The following is a 16,550-nucleotide window of genomic DNA, read 5'->3' as shown; positions in this document are numbered from 1 at the left end:
TCAGCTAAGCAAGACCTTCGCAAGGGTTCGTATCCAGTTTTCAGGGTGGCAAGCTCTGAGCAAGACCCGCGTTTCCGAATAAGGAAGACGCCCGTTTGGTGGCGATGGCGGAGGGGAACCACGCGTAACCATCCCGAACACGACCGTTAAGCCCTCCAGCGCCGATGGTACTTGGACCGCAGGGTCCTGGGAGAGTAGGACGTTGCCAAGCACGATGAACCGACTGCATGCTGCAGTCGGTTTTTTGGTGTTCATTTGTTCCTTTCTCGCCTGTATATTTCATCCAGCACTGGAGATAACTCCTTCACAACTCTAACCAATCGAGAGAACATACTACAGGTAACGTTAACCGATGGGAGTTGAGGAAGGAATGGTTGGACGGATACGGGTTGCATTGACATGCATGGTCGCTATCTTGGGAATAACGGGCTGTACGAACCAATCTCATCTGCAGGACGGTGCGCTGCCGTCATTGCCGGCGCTTCCGGATCAAACGACGGCGAAGCCGCTGCGAATTCAATCCGCGCAGCGTCCTGCTGCCATGACGAAGTTTTACCTGCACACCGGATCCGCGCAGTCAACCACGGCTCAACGGAACCGGACGAACGTTACGAAGCAATCATCGCGTGACACGATGGTGCGCTCCCTTACGGCACGGAACAAGCCGGTGAAGGGCATTTACGTCTCGAGCTGGGTGGCCGGCAGCAAGCACCGCTTAGACCGGCTGGTTCAGCTGGTGGACAACACCGATTTGAATGCCATGGTTATCGACGTTAAGAACGATTACGGCCTCATGACGTATCGTTCGACGCTTCCGGCCGTTAAGGCGATCGGTGCCGACCGGCATGTTGCGATTGCGGACATCAACAGCTTGCTGCGCAGGCTGAAAGCCAAGAATATCTATGTAATCGGGCGAATCGTTACCTTTAAAGACCCGCTCTATGCGAAGGCACACCCGTCGATGGCGCTGCAAAAGCGTGGAGGCGGTGTCTGGCGCGACGCGCAGGGCAAAGCGTGGCTCGATCCCTTCCAGCCCGATGTGCGCGCCTATAATCAGGCGATCGCGGAAGAAGCGGCGTCGATCGGGTTCGACGAGGTGCAATTCGATTACGTGCGCTTCCCCGACAACGGGGGGAAGGTCAATCGGGAGGTCCGCTATCATGACGCGAGCGGACAATCCAAGTCGGAGGTCATCTCGGCTTTCCTTCGCAATGCGCGGCGGCATATACATAAGCATGGTGCCCTAGTATCCGCGGACGTGTTCGGACTTGTCACGTCTTCTTCGGGCGATATGGGAATCGGTCAATCATGGCGGGCCGTCTCCGGCGCGGTCGATGCCATCTCTCCCATGACCTATCCATCTCATTACTCCACGGGCATGTACGGCATCAAGCAGCCGGACTTGAGCCCCTATGCGGTCGTCCACCATGCGTTGGTGGACGCCAAGCGCCGAAACGCGCTCATGCGCAGCGGCGGGCAAGGCACGACGGCGACGATTCGGCCTTGGCTGCAGAGTTTTACCGCCAGATGGGTGCATCCTCACCAAACGTACGGAGCGGAACAGGTGAATAAACAGGTGCAGGCAGCGCGCGATTTAGGGATTCGGGACTTCCTGTTGTGGAGCCCCAATTGTCGCTACGATTACCGCCCGTAAACGTCCGCAAAACCTTGCCTGCGGCAATCTTGACAGCCTATACCCCCTCTGCTACTATTTCAATAATATGCGCGAACCCGCTTGATTTACAGTCAGGACTCGGCATGCAAACGTTTGAGGAGGAACATTTCTGTGTGGGAAACTAAATTCGCCAAAGAAGGCTTAACCTTCGATGACGTACTGCTCGTTCCGCGGAAGTCGGATATTTTGCCAAGGGAAGTCGATGTGTCCGTCTCGCTTAGTCCAACTGTCAAGCTGAACATTCCATTGATCAGCGCCGGCATGGACACGGTCACGGAAGCGAAGCTGGCCATTGCGATGGCTCGCGAGGGCGGCATCGGCATTATTCATAAGAATATGTCCATCGCGCAGCAAGCAGAGGAAGTGGATCGCGTCAAGCGCTCGGAGAGCGGCGTTATTACGAACCCCTTCTCGCTGACCGCCGATCATCGTGTATACGACGCCGAAGAGTTGATGGGCAAATACCGGATTTCCGGCGTGCCCGTCGTCGACGCCAACCAGAAGCTCGTCGGCATCATCACGAACCGCGATCTCCGGTTCATCCATGATTACTCCATGAAGATCAGCGAAGTCATGACGAAGGATCGCCTGGTGACGGCCCCGGTCGGCACGACGCTTCGGGAAGCCGAGGTCGTTCTGCAGAAGCACAAGATCGAGAAGCTGCCTTTGGTCGATGAGTCGAATACGCTGAAAGGCCTTATTACCATTAAAGATATCGAAAAAGCGATTCAGTTCCCGCATGCGGCGAAGGATCCGCAAGGCCGCCTGCTGTGCGGCGCCGCCGTCGGCATCGCGAAGGATACGCCGGAGCGCGCGGAAGCGCTCGTGGCCGCCGGTGTCGACGTGCTCGTCATCGATACGGCGCACGGCCACCAGAAGAACGTCATCGAGATGGTGCGCTTGCTCCGCGCCAAGTATCCGGACCTGACGCTCGTGGCAGGCAACGTCGCTACCGGCGAAGGCACCCGCGAGCTGATCGAAGCCGGGGCTTCCGTCATTAAGGTCGGCATGGGCCCGGGTTCGATCTGCACGACCCGCATCATCGCGGGCATCGGCGTGCCGCAAATCACGGCGATCTACGATTGCGCCTCGGTGGCGCGCGAATACAACGTTCCGATCATCGCGGACGGCGGCATCAAGTACTCCGGCGACGTGACGAAGGCGATCGCTGCGGGCGCCAGCGCGATCATGATCGGCAGCCTGTTCGCCGGCACGGAAGAAAGTCCGGGCGAATCGGAGATTTATCAGGGCCGCCGCTTCAAGGTTTACCGCGGCATGGGCTCGCTCGGCGCCATGAAGGAAGGCAGCAAGGACCGGTATTTCCAAGAGAACGAGAACAAGCTCGTTCCCGAGGGCATCGAAGGCCGCGTTGCGTATAAAGGGCCTTTGGCCGATACGGTGCACCAGCTGATCGGCGGGCTTCGCTCCGGCATGGGCTATTGCGGCGCAGCGGACATCGAAGCGCTGAAGAACGACACGCAGTTCGTGCGCATCACGAACGCCGGCCTGCGCGAGAGCCACCCGCATGATGTGCAAATCACGAAAGAAGCACCTAACTATTCGCTGTAAAATTCGGAAATGGGATCGATTTCGCTCCGTTATAGTGGAAGAAGCAACTTTTATCCGTTCGATTTCGTTTATTTATTAGGTAGACGGACAGGAAGATGGCGGTACTCGCCGTTTTCCTGTCTTTCTTTTTACGTATCCCTGGTAGCTTTGTGATACAATACTAGAGTGAATTTGCGAATAGAAGAGGAGAGAAGACGTTGAAACGGAAGAAGGGACGGGTGCTTTTCGTACCCACCATTTGCGCGACTGCCATTGCCTTCATGCTTACGACAACTATTGGTTCCCCTGCCGCTCACGCCGACGAATATATCGTGACGCCGAACCCGCTTGGGCTCGAAGTTCGCTCCGCGGTTCTCATAGATGCCGATACCGGGCAGGTGCTCTACTCGGTCGATGCGGACACCCCGCACCCGCCTGCGAGCATGACGAAATTAATGACGGAGTATCTCGTGCTCGAGGAGATTTCCGCCGGCCGGCTGAGCATGACGGATATGGTCACGGCCACGAAAGAAGCGGCTTCCATTCCGCCCGACGGCTCCCAGATTTATTTGGCCGAGGGCGACCAGCATACGGTAAAAGACTTGTACATGGCGATGGCCGTGCAGTCCGCCAACGACGCCACGATCGCGCTAGCCGACCGGATCGGGGGCACGGAACAAGGCTTCGTGCAGAAGATGAACGATATGGCCAAGACGCTCGGCCTGAAGACGGCGCATTTCACGAGCGCGACGGGCTTGGCGGACGATACGGTGATCTCCGCGGGCGAACTGGCCAAGTTCGCCAGCATTCTGATCAAGAAGCATCCGGAATTCCTCGAATTCTCCAGCACGCCGAGCTACAAGTTCCGCGAGCGCGACAAAACGCCGATGATCAACCTGAACTGGATGCTGGAATCGAACAAAGACATTCCGAACTTTAAACAATACGCCTATCCCGGCGTGGACGGCATGAAAACCGGTTATATCGGCGCCGCCGGTTACTGCTTCACAGGCACGGCGAAACGCGGCGATCTTCGTCTCATCTCGGTCGTCATGGACACGAAGTCGAAGTCCGCGCGCTTCGTCCAAACGGCCAAGCTGTTCGATTACGGCTTCGACAATTTCGAGAAAAAGACGGTCGTCGCGCCGAAATCGGTAGTAGAAACGAACAAGACGGTCAAAATAAAGAAAGGCGTTTCCAAAGAAGTGCCGATCGTCACCGCGAACGACATCTCGTTCCTGGTCAAGAAGAACACGACGCCGAACGTCTCCGTCAGCAGCGTGAAGCTGAAGCCCGACGGCGAGCTCGTCGCGCCGATTAAGAGCGGCACGGTCGTCGGCACGGCCACGTACGCGTACAAGGATCCCGACACGGGCAAGGCGATCGAGAAAACCGTGAACCTCGTGACGGCCGAGGACGTCAAAAAAGCCAGCTGGTGGCGCTTGATGTTCCGCAGCCTGGGCGGGTTTATCTCCGATATCTTCAAGGGCATCATCAATCTGTTCTAATCGGACGCGGCGGGATTCGGCATGGGCGGCCGTTCGGGTATGAATTCATGGTTGTCGATTGTTCCCGCATGCTGTAAAATCAATGGTTAGAGCTAGTCCGTCCGGATGAACGGAAACAGAGCAACAATACTTTTAGGAGGTTTCACGAATGGAAACAGGAACTTCGCGCGTAAAACGCGGTATGGCTGAAATGCAAAAAGGCGGCGTCATCATGGACGTCATGAACGCCGAGCAAGCGAAAATCGCGGAAGCGGCAGGCGCTACGGCCGTTATGGCGCTCGAGCGCGTGCCTTCCGATATTCGCGCGGCCGGCGGCGTCGCCCGCATGGCGGACCCGACGATTCTCGAGGAAGTCATGAAGGTCGTATCGATCCCGGTCATGGCGAAAGCGCGGATCGGCCACTACGTGGAAGCGCGCGTGCTGGAAGCCCTGGGCGCGGACTACATCGACGAGAGCGAAGTGCTCACGCCTGCGGACGAAGTCTTCCATATCGACAAGCACGAGTTCACGGTTCCGTTCGTATGCGGCGCGAAAGACCTGGGCGAGGCGCTCCGCCGCATTCAAGAAGGCGCTGCGATGCTCCGGACGAAAGGCGAGCCGGGAACGGGCAACATCGTTGAAGCCGTTCGCCATATGCGCTTGATCACGGGCCAGATCCGCAAGGTGCAAAACCTGTCCAAGGACGAGCTGTACCATGAAGCCAAAAACCTTGGCGTACCGTATGACTTGCTGCTGTCCGTGCATGAATCGGGCAAACTGCCGGTCGTCAACTTCGCGGCAGGCGGCGTAGCGACGCCATCCGACGCGGCGCTGATGATGCATCTGGGCGCGGACGGCGTATTCGTCGGCTCCGGGATCTTCAAATCCGACAACCCGGAGAAATTCGCCCGCGCGATCGTCGAAGCGACGACGCACTACACGGATTACAAGCTGATCGCGGAAGTGTCCAAAAACCTGGGCACGCCGATGAAAGGCATCGAAATTTCGAAGCTGCACGCTTCCGAGCGGATGCAAGACCGCGGGTTTTAAGAGCGGAAAGAAGGCGGGTAACCCATGAAGATTGGCGTATTGGCGCTGCAAGGCGCCGTTGCGGAACATATACGGAGCATTAAAGCGGCCGGCGGCGAAGGCGTTGCCGTGAAGCGTCCGGAAGAGCTGCTGGATTTGGACGGCCTCATCATTCCCGGCGGCGAAAGCACCACGATCGGCAAGCTGATGCGCAAGTATGGCTTTATCGATGCAATTCGCGCGTTCTCGGTGCAGGGCAAGCCGATTTTCGGCACCTGTGCCGGCCTGATCGTCTTGGCCGATCGGATCGACGGACAGGAAGACGCGCATTTGCAGCTGATGGACATGGCCGTCGCCCGCAATGCGTTCGGCCGCCAGCGCGAAAGCTTCGAGACGGACCTGGACGTGAAAGGCATCGACGAGCCGGTACGCGCGGTATTCATCCGCGCACCGCTGATCAAGGAAGTGGGGCCGAGCGTCGATGTCCTGTCGACGTACAAAGACGAGATCGTCACCGCGCGGCAGGGCCACTTGCTGGCATCGTCGTACCATCCCGAGCTGACGGATGATTACCGGCTGCACGCCTACTTCCTGGACATGGTGAAGGAAGCGGCAGCGGCTAGAGCATAAAGACTGAAGACTGCGGACGCGCAGTCTTTTTGCCGTCAAGGCGGTTTTCGGGAAATGGCACGCAATTTCGCCCGGATGCCGGTTTGCCGACCGAGCCAACTGGGCAACAACTGTAATAAACCATTGAAAGCTGAGAGGGGATTATTAATCGTGCTCGACGTAAAATTGCTACGGAACGATTTTGCCAAAGTGGAGCAGGCGCTTGCGAACCGCGGTAAATCGCTTGACCTGATCGCGGATTTCCCGGCGCTGGACGGCAAATGGCGCGACATGCTGCAGGAAACGGAGCAGCTGAAAAACCGTCGCAACGTCGTGTCCCAGGAAGTAGCGAAGCTGAAGAAGAGCGGCGGAGACGCGGAGGCGCTGATCGTCGAGATGCGCGAGGTCGGCGACCGGATCAAGGCGCTCGACGAGGAGATCCGCGCGGTGGAAGCGGCGACCGCCGAATTGATGCTGGCGATTCCGAACGTGCCGCACGACAGCGTGCCGGTCGGCCAGTCCGAAGAGGACAACGTGGAAATCCGCCGCCATGGCGACATTCCGTCGTTCTCGTTCGAACCAAAGGCGCACTACGAGCTCGCGCAAGAGCTGAACATCCTCGACTTCGAACGCGCGGCGAAGGTCACGGGCTCGCGCTTCGTGTTCTACCGCGGCCTCGGCGCCCGGCTGGAACGCGCGCTCATTAACTTTATGATGGATCTACATAGCGACCAGCATGGCTACGAGGAAGTGCTGCCGCCGTACATCGTCAATCGGGACAGCCTCGTCGGCACGGGCCAGCTGCCGAAATTCGAAGAGGACCTGTTCAAAATCGCCGACACGGACTATTACCTCATTCCGACGGCCGAGGTGCCGGTGACGAACATTCATCGCGATGAAATTTTGGCCGCGGAGGCCCTGCCGCAAAACTTCGTCGCATACAGCGGATGCTTCCGCTCCGAGGCGGGCTCCGCAGGCCGGGATACGCGCGGCTTGATCCGCCAACATCAATTCAACAAGATCGAGCTCGTCAAACTGGTGAAACCGGACGAGTCGTATGCCGAGCTCGAGAAGCTGACGGCGCACGCCGAGAAGGTGCTGCAGCTGCTGGGCCTGCCATATCGCGTCCTGACGCTCTGCACGGGCGATATGGGCTTCTCGTCGGCGAAGACGTACGACATCGAAGTGTGGATCCCGAGCGGCGGCACGTACCGCGAAATCTCGTCCTGCTCGAATTTCGAGGATTTCCAGGCACGCCGCGCGAACATTAAGTACCGTCCGGAAGCCAAGGCGAAGCCGGAATTCGTGCATACGCTGAACGGCTCGGGTCTTGCCGTCGGCCGTACGGTCGCCGCGATTCTCGAGAACTTCCAGCAAGCCGACGGCACGGTCGTCATACCGGAAGTGCTGCGTCCGTATATGGGCGGTCTTGAGGTTATCGGCCCTCGTTAATCGGTCGCCTGGGCGCCATGCCGGCTGCGATTTCAAGTTGCAACGCGGAATTGGCCTATGGTACAATACGTCTTGTGACCTTTTTCAATCGGTCTTGCGATGGAATGGAGAGATACCGAAGCGGTCATAACGGGGCGGTCTTGAAAACCGTTAGGGTGCAAGCCCACGTGGGTTCGAATCCCACTCTCTCCGCCACCTATACGATACGGACAGCGTCCGGCGAAGCTTTTTCGCCCGGGCGCTTTTTGCATTTTGTTGCTGGCCGCGCGGCCGCATAAAATCGGCGCCGGAACCGCATATTATCCGCATGGAGGTGGGAAGTCAATGAGCAAACGCGACGAATTGTCCATCAACCAGCACGAACTGACGCAAGCTTGGCAGCGCACGCTGCCGGACGTCATTCAGCAAACGGACCGCGCCGAGGTGAAGGCGGACGAAGCCGATCCTAAATCGGTGCGAATTACCATTCATTCGGCCGGGCATCAGATGTACAGTTTTGATTTCAAGGTGACGTACGTGGACAGCCGCGAAATTCGGACGACGCTCGTCGACGTGGAGAAGGACGGCAAGTCGGTAGACGAACGTACCGATAGCATACAGCAACTGGTCGAAGACTATACGCGCCATATTCATGAATGCGCCCAGGCGCTGCATGAATTGACGCATGCCTAAGGAGCGAGCGCATCATGACGAAAGTGAAGGGCAGGGCGGATAAGAACCTAAGCAACGTCGTGGAGGATCTCGAGCAAAATCCGGTCAACAGCCACCAGGCGCAGCAGCTGCAGCAGGACACCAATGACCGCCGCCATCAAGATCTGCTTAACCATGACGAGCCAACCGATCTGTTTCATTCCCGCAGTTAATTCATCCGGATCATAAAGGAGATCGACGCTATGGGCAAGCCGAAGAGCGTTCCCGTTCAAAATCCTTACGAGGGCGACGGACAGCCGGCGCGTTCCCGCAAAGACTCGCAGCCGCAGCAGCCGTTGTCCGGCTCCAAAAAGACGAAGCAGGCCAATCACGTCTCTCACCATAACCCTGAAGGGTAACGCGCACTTGTACCCGATTTCGCAGCCCGCTGTGCCGATGATTCGGCGCGGCGGGCTTTTTGGCGTGTTCGGCGACTGTTCAGATTCGCGCCGGATAGGGTAGAATTGAAAGGAAGGAAGGGTTCGTGAGAGGAGAGGGGAAATGGCCATGAAGGCATGGAAACGCGGTACGCTGGTCCTGCTGATCGCGGGCTGCGCGGCGTTGACGGGCTGCAGTTCGTCCGATTCGCCGAAAGAAGCGCTGTTGAAGGCCCTCGCGAAAACGAACGAAGCGAAGACGTATACATATACCGGCTCGTTCACCATCGACGACATCCGGCTGCCTGAGACGCCGGGCACCGCGACGAATCGGGAAGCGCTGCTGAGGTCGGCACTTCCGATCCTGCTGAAGGGCGCGGAGATTCAAGTGCATGGCGTCGTGCAGAAGGAGCCGCAGCATGCGGAGCTGACGCTCGAGACCAAGCTCGGAATGGGAGATGTGAAGCTGTCGTTCTCGGTGCCGGTGATCGTGACGGCCGATCGCCTATATATGAAGCTGCCGGACATCCCGGGACTTGACGTTCCTCAGGAGGCGGCCGGGAAATTCGTCGCGATCGACGCCGACAAACTCGCCGGGGAACAGGTCGGCGCGAACGGCTTGGCGGACGGCTCGATGATCGGGCTGAGCGGGGATGCGCTGAAGGCGCTGTTCGGCAGCCTCGATGAGAAGACGTACTTCAGCGAGCCGAAGGCTGCCGACGTGAAGGACGTGCCGGACGGCTATCAAGCGGATCGGTTCGTCCGGATGTCGATCGACGACTCGCAGGCGGACGAGGCGATAACGGCCATCGCGGACAAGGCGATTCCGCAGCTCATCGATCTGATCGCGAAGAACGAAGCGTACATGAAGGCGCTGAACGTCACCGAAGCGCAGCTGGAAGCGGCCAAACAAGAGCTGACGGCCGACAAGCTGAAGCAGAGGACGTCGATCAAGGCGCTGGAGGTGACCGGCGGCATTCGGAACGGCTACCTGACGCTGGAATCGGGGAATATCCAGGTGGATTCGACGAACGCCACGAGCGGGATGAAGCTGGGCGTGCATTTCGAGCTGACCCGCGACAGGCTGAACGAAGCGGTCAAATTCGACTACGAGGAGCCGAAGGATGCCGTGCCGCTCGACCGGCTGCAGGATTGGCTGGCGCCGGCGGCGCAGCCATAACCGCACCGGACGCCTGGTCGGATGCGCCGCGAATCGGCGCGGCTGCAGGAGCTGCGTCCTACGCCGGGCGGGATGAGGCAAGGGGTTCCGAGGCCGGGCCACGGACGCCCCGAAGGAGAAGAGCAAAGAAGCGTTCCCCACAAGCGGGAACGCTTCTTTGCGATGTCCGAGCGCTGGCGGCGAAGAGGGTTAGAGAGCAGATATTAGGCCTTGACCGCCAGACCAGCCAGACGCTTCGCCGCTTGCTCGGCTTCCTGGCTGGCTTTAGCCAGGAGTTCGTCCTTGTCGAGCCGGCCGGTGCCTTGAATGCGGATGATCTCATAGTCTTCGACGCCGAGGAACGCGAACATCGAGTTCAAGTAGAGATGGGAAAATTCGTTCTTGGTGTACCAGTCGTTATTGGTGTAGATGCCGGAACTCGCCTGAATGACGACGAGACTGCGCCCGTCCTTGAGCAGGCCGACGGAGCCGTTCGACGTGTATTTGAAGGTTTCGCGGGCAATCAGCACGTTGTCCATATAATCCTTCAGCCGGGACGGAATGTTGAAGTTGTACAGCGGCAGCACGATGACGTAACGCTTCGCCCGCTTGAATTGGTCCAGAATCTCGCCCATGCGCGCTGTGACGCGCCGTTCCTCGTCCGTCAGCGGCTGACCGCCTTCCAGCTTGCCCCACGCGCTAAGCACGGTTGCGTCAACCTGCGGGATTTCTTCGGCGTAGAGGTTGATTTCCTGAATTGGCGCGCTCGGATTCTCCTTGCGGTACGCTTCGAGAAAACGATCGCGCACCTGCAAGCTATACGACATCGCGGGGTCGACGGTAGGATGAGCATTAATCACAAGCAATTGGTCCAATTAGGGTCAGCTCCTTCAGTTATTGTCGACATTATTAATCGTCGATATGACTTGTCTTAAATATAAACCGCCTTGGGCTGTTTGTCAAAAACGAATGTTTGGAAGCCTGTCAAACGTGATGGCAGGTTCGTTTTGAGGAGCGGGGAGTGTGGACATGGTCAGGCGAGGATGTCCGCTCAATGCGTTAGTTATGCGCGTTCCGGAGGAAATCATGCGTAGCGGGATCATCAAAGCAATCACAGAGACGATGAACTGTTTAATTTTATGGGCTTTGGGCAGTATACCCGTAAAAAGTTAAGGAAGAGAAGCAATGAAAACACTCCTTCTTTTATTAGTGCTCATTTTTGGGGTGAATCCTTGTGCAGCCTATGCATCCGAGCAACCCGTAAATGGCAGCAAGCCAGAAGAATCAAAAGAACTGATGTTTCAAGACATGCTAATGCTGTTTCTATTGCCCCACATTGACAAAAAAATTGATGAGATTTATGCAGATTTATTGAAATATTCACCTGAGGTTTATCCGTATTTTGTACATGTCCATGATGTGCGGCGAGTAAATGGTTTCCGAGGCTTTCATTTTGTTATTACACTTGAAGTTATTCCCACAGTTGGTCCGCATATTGCTGTCGGCAAGGATAGGTTAATATTCGATATATCCCCCACGAACCCCAATAATGTTCGGTTACTGGATTGGAAGCACCTGGAAGACCCCGCTGAATCAAACTTTCCGCCTAACTGGAAAGATATGTTAAAAAAGAGGTCTAATCAGCTTTCACAACATGTGGTCAAAACTGTGACGGAATCACCTCACGATCCATTTGTTGAACCAGAAAAAGATACGAAAATGATGAATTTAGTCTTATTGTTTGAGCTTGGTTCGAGGATCGACAAAGCGGTCAAAGAGGAGTTTGGAGAAATCAATTCTTCACTGTACGAAATAAGCGGAATTCGAGCAGACGGGCATGGAGGGTTTAATGTTAGAGTTCATGGTTTGATTACTCACGGCCCGGTACAGGATGAAGTGAACATTTACTTTTCAGCACCTCACTTTAATAGCGGATTGATGTATTCCGGTATTGAAGTTATAGGCAAGAGCTGAACAACTCCTGTTTGATGCAGTCCGCAAAAAATGAGTTCTCTGTTGAGTTGAGGGAAAGGTAGACAATGTAAGTAACCGTATTGATAACTAAAAATCGAATCGAAAAGAAATGTACCCAAAATGTACCCAACATAGTATTAGTTGGGAAAATAAAAAACCCTTGATTATCAAGGGTTTGAGGGCTGTTTTGTGGCGCGCCCGATACGATTCGAACGTACGACCTGCAGTTTAGGAAACTGTCGCTCTATCCTGCTGAGCTACGGGCGCGCGGCAAGGATAATAATAGCATGAAGGGCGCGGCCGGCGCAACTTGCGGAAAGCGCGATTTTCGTCGCGCGGGATGATCGCAGCGGCGGCATCGGATTAGGTCGAACCACGATGAATAATTAGGTCGGAAGACGGATGTTTATCGACAAGATTATACAAAAATAACAACCATAAGCGTATATAATGAAGGATGTTACTTAATGTAACCGAAGCTGATGCGATAGGAGCGTTCCCAGGGCGTCATGAACGACAAAACGAAATTACTCCACGAATTGCAGGTGCTTCGCACTAAGCTATTCGAAATGGCCGAAGCACGCGGTAGCCTAACGGACCCTGAGGTACTCGCCATTAGTGAGGAAGCCGATCAACTCATTGTCATGCTGCAGCAGATGCAGAAGGATGAAATGCTGCGCAGCTCGACTAAGAACGACCTCGCAAACGACGGAAAAACCGGGTAAGCAAATCCGCGCATTCCTGCCGCAGCAGCCCGCCGACGAGCTCGGTCTCGTGATTGAAGCGGGGCTCCTGCAGCAAGTTCATTAACGTACCGGCGCAACCGGCTTTCGGATCGATTGTGCCGTACACCACTTTCCGGATCCGGCTTTGGACCAGCGCTCCCGCGCACATCGGACACGGCTCCAGTGTGACGTACAGCGTGCAGTCCAGCAGCCTCCAGGCGCCGAGATGCCGGCTCGCCTCGCGAATCGCGATCATTTCCGCATGCGCGGTGGGATCCAGATTCGTCTCCCGCAAATTATACCCTCTGCCGATAATTTCTCCGTCCTTGACGATTACGGCTCCGATCGGTACCTCGCCGATGGCTTCCGCGCGCTCGGCCTCCTTGATGGCGGCCCGCATCCATGTATAGTCGTCTTCCCTAAAATAGCCGGTTTCGTTCACGTGACGTCCTCCGCTCGAACTGTAGTAGTGTAGGGTGCCTATTCGACCTTGTGCGACTGTCGATAAAACTCGAATTGTGCTACGAACAAATATTCGTTGTTAACAGCATGTGTATAGTAATGTGGATAAACTCCGATTACGCACAGAATTGCCAACATATCCCCCTATTATCCTGTTAATAACTATGGGATATGTGGATAACTATTGTGGATGAACGAAATACGCAGCGCGACTCCCGTCGATGAACGGGGCCGGCCGGGTCAGGCGGCATCGTTGAAAATGGCGCATGGAGTTGATTTCATTTTTTTACAATTATGATATGATCCAAGTAGGATATCCACAAGCTTGAAAAGGGTGTGTCGCATCTTGTCGGTCAAGATTAAACTCTCTCTGATGATATCGATGATCGTATTCGTCCTGCTCTTGCTCAATCTCATTTTGAACGAATATTCTACGAGGGTCAATCTGCGATCGGACGTCGAACGCAACATGGTGGCGATCAGCCGCCAGGTCGCCGCGGACGTCACGCAAAACACGAGCGAAAACGAGTTTGTGCAATCCGTCTTGATCGATAAGCTGAGCTTGGCGTCGTATTCCGCGTCTCAGCAGCTGCCGGCTTCCGCCGCGGAGGTCACGAGGCCCCAGCTCGAGATGGTCGCCTCCCGTGTCGGGCTCTCCCGCTTATCCGTCATGCAGAAGCAAGGCGACGAGTACGTCATCGTGCGGTCCACCGACACCCGGGAGGAAGGCACCATCAGCTTGACCTGGCGGCAGCGGTCGCTGATACGCGAAGATGCGAGCGATCAGCACGACCAGTTCTGGGCCGCGCCGGACACGCCCAATTTCTCCGGAACCGCCGCGCTGCTCGCGCAGGAGACGTTCTATACCGACGACGGGCACGATTACGTTATCCGCTGCTACCTGGATAGCGAACGGCTGAACGATTATCAGAAAATGGCCCATACGACCTCGTTTCTGGAGAATATGAAGGCGAGCAACCCTACGATCTTGGAAATTACGGGGTTTAACCCGAACTTGTTCCGTGCCGATACCGAGATCCGCATCCCGTCCATTATCCGCAGCAAGGAGCTCGCGGAGCATCCCATCCCGTTCGGGACGTACGAGTACCGCAGCGCGGAACAGGACGCAAGCGACGTACAGGCGGCGCTGCAGGGCAAGCGCGTCTTCCGCTACACCTCGGTCCATCATCGGTCGATCATCAAGAGCTTCGTCCTCATCCAGCAGCCGAATCCGTACGTCGTCGGGCTCGTGCTGGACAAGAAGCCGCTCATGCGGCTGATGGACGAGCAGCGCTCCAATCAGCTTTGCATCTCCGCCGTCTTGTTATGCATCGTCGTCATCTGCAGCTATGGGCTGTCGAACATCCTGCTTCGGCCGGTCCGGACGATCTTGTGGAAAGTGAACGAAGTGTCCGTCGGCCGGTTCGACAGCTCGATCGACGTGAGGCGCAAGGACGAGCTGGGCCAGCTGGCGCAGCGGGTGAACGCGATGTCGAAGAACCTCGGCATCTATATGACGAAGCTGCGGGCCGCCTTCGAAGAGAACCGGTCCATGAAGGAATACTTGGAATCGTTCATCAATCATACGACCGACGCCATTCATGTGGTCGATCTGGACGGGCGGATCACGCAGGTGAACCGGGCGTTCGAGGAGATGTTCGGGTATACGACGGAGGAAGCGGTGGGCCAGGCGCTGCCGCTCGTGCCGGAGGCGCTGAAGGACGAGGAGCAGCAGACGGTCGAGCAGCTGAAATCCGGCAAACCGCTGCCCGCCCGGGAGACGACGCGCGTCACGAAGCGCGGCAAGCGGATCGCGGTCAGCGTGACGACGTCGCCGATTCATGACCGGCACGGCCATCTGCGCGCGATCGCGAGCATTACCCGCGACATGACGAGCCGCAATGAAATGGACGAGCTGCTGCGGCGCTCCGAGAAGCTGACGACCGTCGGGCAGCTGGCCGCCGGAGTGGCGCACGAGATCCGCAACCCGCTGACCACCTTGCGCGGGTTCCTGCAGCTGCAGCAGGAGACGCGCAAGCTGAACGAGCGCCACGTCGATCTCATGCTGTCGGAGCTCGACCGGATTAATCTGATCGTCGGCGAATTTCTCATCCTGGCCAAGCCGCAGGCCACCCGGTTCGAGGTGAAGGACGTCCGCTTCACGCTCGGCGACGTCATCTCGCTGCTCGACAGCCAGGCGCATCTGTGCAACGTGATCTTCGTCACGGACTTCGGGCAGGATGACTGCCGCATCTCCTGCGAGGAGAATCAGCTGAAGCAGGTGTTCATCAACGTCCTGAAGAACGCGATCGAAGCGATGCCACAGGGCGGGGAAGTCTCGGTCACCGCCCGGCACGAGGGCAAGTTCGTCCGCGTCTCCATCACGGACCAGGGCATCGGCATTCCGGAGGAGAAGATCGCGAGGCTGGGCGATCCGTTCTTCACGGACAAGGATGCGGGGACGGGCCTCGGAATCATGGTCAGCCAACGTATTATTCAGAGCCATCAGGGCCATTTTGAAATTAAGAGCAAAGTGAACGTCGGCACGACGGTCTTGATTTCGCTGCCCCTGTACAACGACGAGCCGAAATCCAATTCTTGACAAGAAGGAGTTCGCGCTTTCATGTACAATACATACAGGAGAGGTGAACGTTCATGCCGCGAACGGAAGGCTACCGGGCGCTGCTCGCGGGGGCGACGGGTTTCGTCGGCTTCCGGCTCCTCCTGCAGCTGCTGGAGGATCGGCGCTGCGGCGCGCTGACGGTGATGACGCGGCGGCCGCTTCCTCCGATGCCGCCGGCGGGCGGGCTCCGGGACAAATTGACCGTTATTACCGCGGACTTCGATCATCTGGAGCAAGCGCTTGCGGACGTCGAGGCGGACGTCGTCTTCTGCGCGCTCGGCACGACGATCCGGAAGGCCGGGTCGCAGGAGGCGTTCCGCCAGGTCGACCATGCGTACCCGCTGGCGCTCGGGGAATGGGCCAAGTCGCGCGGCGCCGGGAAGTTCATCGCGATATCCGCCATGGGGGCGAACGCGTCGTCCGGCATCTTTTACAATCGGGTCAAAGGCGAAACGGAAGAGGCGCTTCGCGCCGTCGGTCTGCCGGAGCTGCATATCGTCCGGCCTTCGCTGCTGCTTGGGAAGCGGGATGAGTTCCGGCTCGGCGAGAGGGCCGCGATGCTGCTCGTTCCGGTGCTGAAGCCGCTCATGCTCGGGGGGCTGCGCCGATACCGGCCGGTCCGCGCGGAGGCGGTAGCGGCTTTCATGCGCCAAACGGCCGCCGCCGAGCCGATCGTCGGCAGCGGGCCGGCCGTCAAAATCTACGAGAACGCTGCAATAACGGAAAGTAGCAAGTAGCC

The 16,550-nt window shown here is 57.3% G+C and carries 16 protein-coding genes, 2 tRNA genes and 1 rRNA gene; 16 read left to right on the top strand and 3 right to left on the bottom strand.

Going from position 1 to position 16,550, the window contains the following annotated elements; all coding sequences use genetic code 11:
* Positions 1-94: 94 nt before the first annotated feature.
* The 12 genes from rrf (at position 95) to ACFPB1_RS21275 (ending at position 10,048) form a co-directional block, all read left to right on the top strand.
* Positions 95-211: ribosomal RNA gene (gene rrf / locus ACFPB1_RS21330) — 5S ribosomal RNA — on the top strand.
* A 192-nt stretch (positions 212-403) separates the two neighbouring features.
* Positions 404-1,654, top strand: a complete 1,251-nt coding sequence (locus ACFPB1_RS21325; protein WP_379228122.1) for a putative glycoside hydrolase — start codon at positions 404-406, stop codon at positions 1,652-1,654.
* Positions 1,655-1,786: 132 nt separating this feature from the next.
* A complete protein-coding gene (gene guaB, locus ACFPB1_RS21320) occupies positions 1,787-3,244 on the top strand; it encodes an IMP dehydrogenase (protein WP_379228121.1) in 1,458 nt (485 codons plus the stop codon).
* 197 nt (positions 3,245-3,441) lie between these two features.
* On the top strand, positions 3,442-4,731 hold the full coding sequence (locus tag ACFPB1_RS21315) for a D-alanyl-D-alanine carboxypeptidase family protein (protein ID WP_379228120.1): 1,290 nt from the start codon (positions 3,442-3,444) through the stop codon (positions 4,729-4,731).
* A gap of 148 nt (positions 4,732-4,879) precedes the next feature.
* Positions 4,880-5,761, top strand: coding sequence for a pyridoxal 5'-phosphate synthase lyase subunit PdxS (gene pdxS / locus ACFPB1_RS21310; RefSeq protein ID WP_379228119.1), 882 nt, complete (start codon positions 4,880-4,882; stop codon positions 5,759-5,761).
* Positions 5,762-5,785: 24 nt separating this feature from the next.
* Positions 5,786-6,370: a pyridoxal 5'-phosphate synthase glutaminase subunit PdxT gene (gene pdxT / locus ACFPB1_RS21305; RefSeq protein ID WP_379228118.1), complete on the top strand. Its 585-nt coding sequence runs from the start codon at positions 5,786-5,788 to the stop codon at positions 6,368-6,370.
* Positions 6,371-6,520: 150 nt separating this feature from the next.
* Positions 6,521-7,801, top strand: coding sequence for a serine--tRNA ligase (serS, locus tag ACFPB1_RS21300; RefSeq protein ID WP_379228117.1), 1,281 nt, complete (start codon positions 6,521-6,523; stop codon positions 7,799-7,801).
* Between the two features lie 106 nt (positions 7,802-7,907).
* Positions 7,908-7,996 (top strand) — tRNA-Ser (locus tag ACFPB1_RS21295).
* Between the two features lie 129 nt (positions 7,997-8,125).
* Complete coding sequence (locus ACFPB1_RS21290; protein ID WP_379228116.1) at positions 8,126-8,473, top strand: hypothetical protein; 348 nt, start codon at positions 8,126-8,128, stop codon at positions 8,471-8,473.
* Positions 8,474-8,487: 14 nt separating this feature from the next.
* Complete coding sequence (locus ACFPB1_RS21285; protein WP_379228115.1) at positions 8,488-8,664, top strand: hypothetical protein; 177 nt, start codon at positions 8,488-8,490, stop codon at positions 8,662-8,664.
* A gap of 30 nt (positions 8,665-8,694) precedes the next feature.
* Positions 8,695-8,850, top strand: coding sequence for a small acid-soluble spore protein P (locus ACFPB1_RS21280; RefSeq protein WP_379228114.1), 156 nt, complete (start codon positions 8,695-8,697; stop codon positions 8,848-8,850).
* 148 nt (positions 8,851-8,998) lie between these two features.
* Positions 8,999-10,048, top strand: a complete 1,050-nt coding sequence (locus ACFPB1_RS21275) for a hypothetical protein (RefSeq protein WP_379228113.1) — start codon at positions 8,999-9,001, stop codon at positions 10,046-10,048.
* Between the two features lie 203 nt (positions 10,049-10,251).
* On the opposite strand, the gene ACFPB1_RS21270 is transcribed toward ACFPB1_RS21275, so the two are convergent.
* Positions 10,252-10,902, bottom strand: coding sequence for an FMN-dependent NADH-azoreductase (locus ACFPB1_RS21270; protein WP_379228111.1), 651 nt, complete (start codon positions 10,900-10,902; stop codon positions 10,252-10,254).
* Positions 10,903-11,212: 310 nt separating this feature from the next.
* Here ACFPB1_RS21270 and ACFPB1_RS21265 point away from each other — a divergent pair, with 310 nt between their 5' ends.
* A complete protein-coding gene (locus ACFPB1_RS21265; RefSeq protein ID WP_379228110.1) occupies positions 11,213-12,001 on the top strand; it encodes a DUF3888 domain-containing protein in 789 nt (262 codons plus the stop codon).
* Positions 12,002-12,191: 190 nt separating this feature from the next.
* On the opposite strand, the gene ACFPB1_RS21260 is transcribed toward ACFPB1_RS21265, so the two are convergent.
* Positions 12,192-12,268 (bottom strand) — tRNA-Arg (locus ACFPB1_RS21260).
* A 242-nt stretch (positions 12,269-12,510) separates the two neighbouring features.
* Between ACFPB1_RS21260 and ACFPB1_RS21255 the strand changes: the two genes are divergently transcribed.
* Positions 12,511-12,726 (top strand): Spo0E family sporulation regulatory protein-aspartic acid phosphatase, encoded by a 216-nt coding sequence (locus ACFPB1_RS21255; RefSeq protein WP_379228109.1) that lies wholly within the window; start codon positions 12,511-12,513, stop codon positions 12,724-12,726.
* Here the strand turns inward: ACFPB1_RS21255 and tadA are convergent.
* Positions 12,689-13,168: a tRNA adenosine(34) deaminase TadA gene (gene tadA / locus ACFPB1_RS21250; protein ID WP_379228107.1), complete on the bottom strand. Its 480-nt coding sequence runs from the start codon at positions 13,166-13,168 to the stop codon at positions 12,689-12,691. The genes ACFPB1_RS21255 and tadA overlap by 38 nt on opposite strands.
* A gap of 366 nt (positions 13,169-13,534) precedes the next feature.
* On the opposite strand from tadA, the gene ACFPB1_RS21245 reads away from it, so the two are divergent.
* Complete coding sequence (locus ACFPB1_RS21245; RefSeq protein ID WP_379228106.1) at positions 13,535-15,790, top strand: PAS domain S-box protein; 2,256 nt, start codon at positions 13,535-13,537, stop codon at positions 15,788-15,790.
* Positions 15,791-15,843: 53 nt separating this feature from the next.
* Positions 15,844-16,548 (top strand): NAD(P)H-binding protein, encoded by a 705-nt coding sequence (locus ACFPB1_RS21240; protein ID WP_379228105.1) that lies wholly within the window; start codon positions 15,844-15,846, stop codon positions 16,546-16,548.
* Positions 16,549-16,550: the final 2 nt, after the last annotated feature.

The organism is Paenibacillus sp. GCM10023250, from assembly GCF_042653205.1.
Taxonomy (GTDB): domain Bacteria; phylum Bacillota; class Bacilli; order Paenibacillales; family Paenibacillaceae; genus Paenibacillus_Z.
This window is presented reverse-complemented; position numbering and strand designations above follow the sequence as displayed.

Bases quoted from the DNA above. Each gene is read 5' to 3' on its own strand.
- ACFPB1_RS21285 (WP_379228115.1), top strand. From the start codon at position 8,488: ATGACGAAAGTGAAGGGCAGGGCGGATAAGAACCTAAGCAACGTCGTG.
- pdxT (WP_379228118.1), top strand. From the start codon at position 5,786: ATGAAGATTGGCGTATTGGCGCTGCAAGGCGCCGTTGCGGAACATATA.
- ACFPB1_RS21275 (WP_379228113.1), top strand. From the start codon at position 8,999: ATGAAGGCATGGAAACGCGGTACGCTGGTCCTGCTGATCGCGGGCTGC.
- ACFPB1_RS21325 (WP_379228122.1), top strand. From the start codon at position 404: ATGGTCGCTATCTTGGGAATAACGGGCTGTACGAACCAATCTCATCTG.
- ACFPB1_RS21255 (WP_379228109.1), top strand. From the start codon at position 12,511: ATGAACGACAAAACGAAATTACTCCACGAATTGCAGGTGCTTCGCACT.
- pdxS (WP_379228119.1), top strand. From the start codon at position 4,880: ATGGAAACAGGAACTTCGCGCGTAAAACGCGGTATGGCTGAAATGCAA.
- ACFPB1_RS21265 (WP_379228110.1), top strand. From the start codon at position 11,213: ATGAAAACACTCCTTCTTTTATTAGTGCTCATTTTTGGGGTGAATCCT.
- ACFPB1_RS21290 (WP_379228116.1), top strand. From the start codon at position 8,126: ATGAGCAAACGCGACGAATTGTCCATCAACCAGCACGAACTGACGCAA.
- ACFPB1_RS21240 (WP_379228105.1), top strand. From the start codon at position 15,844: ATGCCGCGAACGGAAGGCTACCGGGCGCTGCTCGCGGGGGCGACGGGT.
- ACFPB1_RS21280 (WP_379228114.1), top strand. From the start codon at position 8,695: ATGGGCAAGCCGAAGAGCGTTCCCGTTCAAAATCCTTACGAGGGCGAC.